The sequence below is a fragment of the Pseudomonas sp. SDO5522_S412 genome, from assembly GCF_054071215.1.
In genome coordinates, this window is record NZ_JBSVWQ010000327.1 from 1 (window position 1) to 5,069 (window position 5,069).

The 5,069-nt window shown below is 58.9% G+C and carries 5 protein-coding genes; 2 read left to right on the forward strand and 3 right to left on the reverse strand.

The window, feature by feature from the left end:
• Positions 1 to 89 precede the first annotated feature (89 nt).
• Positions 90 to 1,502, reverse strand: a complete 1,413-nt coding sequence (locus ACW9I6_RS30705; RefSeq protein ID WP_003220082.1) for an amino acid permease — start codon at positions 1,500 to 1,502, stop codon at positions 90 to 92.
• 525 nt (positions 1,503 to 2,027) lie between these two features.
• Here ACW9I6_RS30705 and ACW9I6_RS30710 point away from each other — a divergent pair.
• Both ACW9I6_RS30710 and ACW9I6_RS30715 read left to right on the forward strand, forming a co-directional pair.
• A complete protein-coding gene (locus ACW9I6_RS30710) occupies positions 2,028 to 2,165 on the forward strand; it encodes a hypothetical protein (RefSeq protein ID WP_003175756.1) in 138 nt (45 codons plus the stop codon).
• 77 nt (positions 2,166 to 2,242) lie between these two features.
• Positions 2,243 to 3,202 (forward strand): leucyl aminopeptidase, encoded by a 960-nt coding sequence (locus tag ACW9I6_RS30715; protein ID WP_457340180.1) that lies wholly within the window; start codon positions 2,243 to 2,245, stop codon positions 3,200 to 3,202.
• Positions 3,203 to 3,412: 210 nt separating this feature from the next.
• Here ACW9I6_RS30715 and rluB read toward each other — a convergent pair whose 3' ends face one another.
• Positions 3,413 to 4,660, reverse strand: coding sequence for a 23S rRNA pseudouridine(2605) synthase RluB (gene rluB, locus ACW9I6_RS30720; protein ID WP_457340181.1), 1,248 nt, complete (start codon positions 4,658 to 4,660; stop codon positions 3,413 to 3,415).
• 143 nt (positions 4,661 to 4,803) lie between these two features.
• Positions 4,804 to 4,995, reverse strand: coding sequence for a DUF1289 domain-containing protein (locus ACW9I6_RS30725; RefSeq protein WP_008433107.1), 192 nt, complete (start codon positions 4,993 to 4,995; stop codon positions 4,804 to 4,806).
• Positions 4,996 to 5,069 lie beyond the last annotated feature (74 nt).

Consider the following 5,069-nt stretch of genomic DNA (forward strand, 5'->3'; position numbering starts at 1 on the left):
TTGCTTACTTTGGGGCTTTTCCAAAGTGAGCCGCTGTAAGAGCGGAACCATAAGCAGCCGTTACCGCAGCAACGGATATGTACTCAAGATCACCCCCGGTCCAAGGCCACCCCCTCCCGAGCCTTGCGCCTGTTCTTGATCCCATAACAAACCCACATAAACACCACCCAAACCGGAATCGCATACACCGACACCTGAATCCCCGGAATCAGCAGCATCACCCCAAGAATAAACACCACAAACGCCAGGCAAACATAATTCCCATACGGATACCAAAGCGCCTTGAACAACGGCACCTGCCCCGTCCGATCCATATGCTGCCTAAACTTGAAATGCGAAAAACTGATCATCGCCCAGTTGATCACCAGGGTCGCCACCACCAGCGACATCAACAACTCCAGCGCATGCTGCGGAATCAGGTAATTCATCAACACCGCCACCAGCGTAATCGCCGCCGACGCCAGGATCGACCGCACCGGCACCCCGCGCTTGTCGATCTTCGCCAATGCGCGAGGCGCGTCACCCTGCTCGGCCATCCCCAACAGCATCCGGCTATTGCAGTAAGTGCCGCTGTTGTAGACCGACAACGCCGCCGTCAGCACCACAAAGTTGAGAATATGCGCTGCCGTGTTACTGCCCAACATCGAAAACACCTGCACAAACGGACTGCCGCTATAGGCGTCCCCGGAGGCATTCAGGGTCTCCAGCAAGCTGTCCCAAGGCGTCAACGACAACAGCACCACCAACGCGCCGATGTAGAAAATCAGGATCCGGTATATCACCTGGTTGATCGCCTTCGGAATCACCGTGCGTGGCTTGTCCGCCTCAGCCGCAGTAAACCCGAGCATCTCCAGGCCGCCAAACGAGAACATGATGATCGCCATGGCCATCACCAAACCACCCACGCCATGGGGAAAGAACCCGCCGTGCTCCCACAGGTTGGTCACCGAGGCTTGTGGCCCGCCGGTGCCGCTCACCAACAGGTAACTGCCCAGGGCGATCATCCCGACAATGGCGACCACCTTGATGATCGCAAACCAGAACTCGGCCTCGCCGAAGACTTTGACGTTGGAAAGATTGATCACATTGATCAACACAAAAAACGCCGCCGCCGACACCCAGGTCGGGATTTCGGGCCACCAGTAGTGCACATATTTGCCAACCGCCGTCAGCTCCGACATGCCCACCAGGATGTACAAAATCCAGCAGTTCCAGCCCGACAGGAAGCCGGCGAAACCGCCCCAATACTTGTGGGCAAAGTGGCTGAAGGAACCGGCCACCGGCTCTTCGACGATCATCTCGCCCAGCTGGCGCATGATCATGAAGGCAATAAAGCCGCATATGGCATACCCGAGGATCATCGACGGCCCGGCGGATTTCAGCACGCCGGCCGACCCCAGGAACAACCCGGTGCCAATCGCGCCACCGAGGGCGATCAGTTGGATATGGCGATTTTTCAGGCCGCGCTTCAGTTCGCCTGAATGCGAGTTGGCTTCACTCATGGAAAGGGTCTCACGCAAGGTTTGAGGGTGCTCATGGAGGGGTGCTGCTTTGGTAACGGGCTACAGCAGCGCCGATCAAACCCCGGTCCAGCGTTTTTTCTTACGGTCATACGTCACCTGTTGTTTTTATCTGTGACGAAATCGAACCCGACGGGCTTGTGGCCAGGCGGAATGAACAAGGCGGATAGCCCTGAGAGAGTGGGATCACAGTAAAACGCGGCGCATTGTACACCGCCAAACCTGTCTGGGCTGACAGGATGCGGTGCGGCAGATAGGAGGGACATTAGGAAAATTCTTTCAGATAACGAGAAGTTGACGAAAGGACGATTCCTACAAAACGATGCAACCAACTCTCTGTTTCATCGACATAAACCAAATCGCCATCAAAACGGAATAAAAAATCCAAATGGAACCGTGTCAATAAAAATTTTGCAATCCCAAACACTCTCTTCTAGGTTCATCCACTTGCCCAGCGCAGCAAGCTGGCAAGCTCGTTCTCAAACAACGTCATCTAGGAGATTCACCATGCAAGCACTGGAAAATGACCTGGAAACCGAACTGCAACTCGACGATTGGTTTGAAGCGCCGACCCATGAGGCCGCCGTTGAAATGATGCAAGCCGATGCCGTCGTGCCGTTCGGCACCGCGATGTGGCCTTTCTAATCTGATCAGGCACCCCGGCAGGTGCGGGACGCCGCACCTGCCACTGCTCCTACCGAAGGCTTTGAAGGAAGGACGTCATGGACAAGGCCCGCGCCGTCGAACATTTTCTGTATTACCTCGCCCATCACCCGGCCCTCGCCGGCCTGCACCGCCCCACCATTTTGCTTGGCCATACCGAACGCTACGACGCCATCGCCCAATCGATCATCCAGGGCAGCACCGCGCGTTTCGACTTCCAGGTACAACGCCTGGACCAAGCCCCCAGCGAAACGCTGGCCAAGGCCATCGAAGGCTGTGACCTGTACATGTTTCTCTACGATTCCTCGACCCTGCCCAACCCACGCGCCGAAGGCCCGGACTTTATCCGTGCCCTGCAAGGCGTGATGGCCGAGCACTGGAAAAAATCCCTGCTGCTCAAGGACTACGGCGACTATTTCTACGACACCTTCAGCGTCGCCCCACAGCGAATTGCCGACCTCAACGCCACGTTGATCCGGCGCATGTCCCAGGCCAGCGTGCTGAGCTTCACCGACCAGCATGGCTCGCGCCTTGAAGCGCCCATGAGCAGCATCAAGAAGTGGACCAATATCAACGGCGTCGGCAACCACGACCTGGCGCCCGGCGAGATCGCGACCCACAGCGAGGCCATCAACGGCCAGGTGCGGTTTGTCGGCACCTTCCTCAGCACCATTCCCTTTGCGCGTAAATACGGCGTGCTGCAATCACCGCTGGAACTGTGGATCGAGAACTCGACCATCTGCACCGTGGCCAGCGAAGTGCCGGGGCTGGCGGATGACTTCAACAAATACCTGAATGCCAACCCGTCCAATCGCCGGGTGGAAGAACTGGGCATTGGCACCAATGAAGGCGTGAAGGATTTGTATGCGCGCAACGCCGGCTTTGAAGAGCGTCATTGCGGGCTGCACCTGGGATTGGGTGGCGGGCAGAAAGGCAGCCATCATCTGGACCTGATCTTCGCCAGTGGCGTGTTGGCCCTCGACGATAAACCCGTGTTCGATGGGGCTTTCATGTTCTGACACGCCCGCCAAAACAATGGAGATCAACTGTGGGAGCGGGTTTGCTCGCGAATGCGGTGGGTCAGTCACTGGATGTATCAACTGATACACCGCATTCGCGAGCAAGCCCACTCCCACAATGGACCTGCTTTGCTCATAGAGCAGGTTCCAAATCCAGGCCAAAAAAAACGCCAACCCAAGGGTTGGCGTTTTTATGCAGCGCTTAACGAATCACTGCGGCTTCTTGCGACCAAAACCTGGACGCTGGGCGGAACCGGCCGGTGCACCACGACGCTTGCCCGATGGCGCGTCATCGACCAGCTTCAGGCCCGGGCGCTTTTTCGGCGATGGCTTGGCTGGGCGTTTGGTGCTGGCGCTGTCGTCGGCACGGCCCGCAGCCGGAGCACCACGACCAGACTCGCCACGGTTACCGCGACCGCCGGCAGGTGCATCACCACGACCGGCTGGACGCGGTGCGCGCGGCGCACGTTCGCCATCCTGACGGGGCGGTGCCGAAGGACGACGCTCGCCTTCGATGTGCGGCTCGCGGGAGATGCGGCCGCCCGTGGCCGGTGCATCCAGCGCAGGGCGCAGGGTGCGGGCAACACGGTCGGTACGCGCCACCGGACGCGACGATTTACGCTGCATACGCTCAAGCTTGTCTTTGCTCTTGGCGTTCATCTGCGGCATGGCCACCGGCGTCAGGCCGACTTCGGCACTGAGGATGTCGACTTCGTACTGGCTCATTTCGCGCCAGCGGCCCATCGGCAGGTCGGAGTTGAGGAACACCGGGCCGAAACGCACGCGCTTCAGGCGGCTGACCACCAGGCCCTGGGATTCCCACAGGCGACGTACTTCACGGTTACGGCCTTCCATCACCACGCAGTGGTACCAATGGTTGAAGCCTTCGCCGCCCGGCGCCTGCTTGATGTCGGTGAACCTGGCCGGGCCGTCTTCCAGCACGACGCCGGCTTTCAAGCGCTCGATCATTTCGTCATCGACTTCACCACGCACACGTACCGCGTATTCACGGTCCATCTCGTAGGAAGGGTGCATCAGGCGGTTGGCCAGCTCACCGTCGGTGGTGAACATCAGCAAGCCGGTGGTGTTGATGTCGAGACGACCGATGTTGATCCAGCGGCCTTCTTTGGGGCGCGGCATCTTGTCGAATACGGTTGGACGGCCTTCCGGGTCGTCACGGGTGCAGATTTCGCCATCAGGCTTGTTGTACATGATGACGCGGCGCACCGATTCGGCGGCCTCTTCACGCTTGATGACCTTGCCATCAATGGTGATGGCATCGTGCAGGTCGACGCGCTGGCCAAGGGTGGCTTCAACGCCGTTGACCTTGATGCGCTTCTGGGTGATCCAGGCTTCTACGTCGCGGCGCGAGCCTATGCCGATACGGGCGAGGACTTTCTGCAGTTTTTCGCCTGCGGGGCCGATTTCCTGGGTGTCGTTCTGGTCTTGGTCACTCATCTTAAGCACCTCCCGGTGTGTCGATTCAGGCTTGGCCTGAAGATAGTAAAAGCTGGGCTTTTGGCGAACGCATCGCCAAAGGGTCGCGAATCATACGCTCATGGCGCGCGTTGCGCATCAGAGACTAGTCGATAAGTGCGGGCTCATTTGCCTTTCCGCCGACCGGTGGCACCCAGCGCCAGCAGGCGCAGCTCGGCTTCGGCGAGTACCGTGCGCTTGTCGACCTTGTCGAGTTTCTTCCAGGCACGGATCTCGCGCTTGCTGCGCCCGCAGCCCACGCAGATGTCATCGGTGAATTTGCAGACGCTGATGCAGGGGTCTTTGGTGGAGCTCATTTGAGTTCTCCTTGCTGGCGACAATCCAAATGTGGGAGCGGGCTTGCTCGCGAATGCAGTGTGTCAGTCGCCGG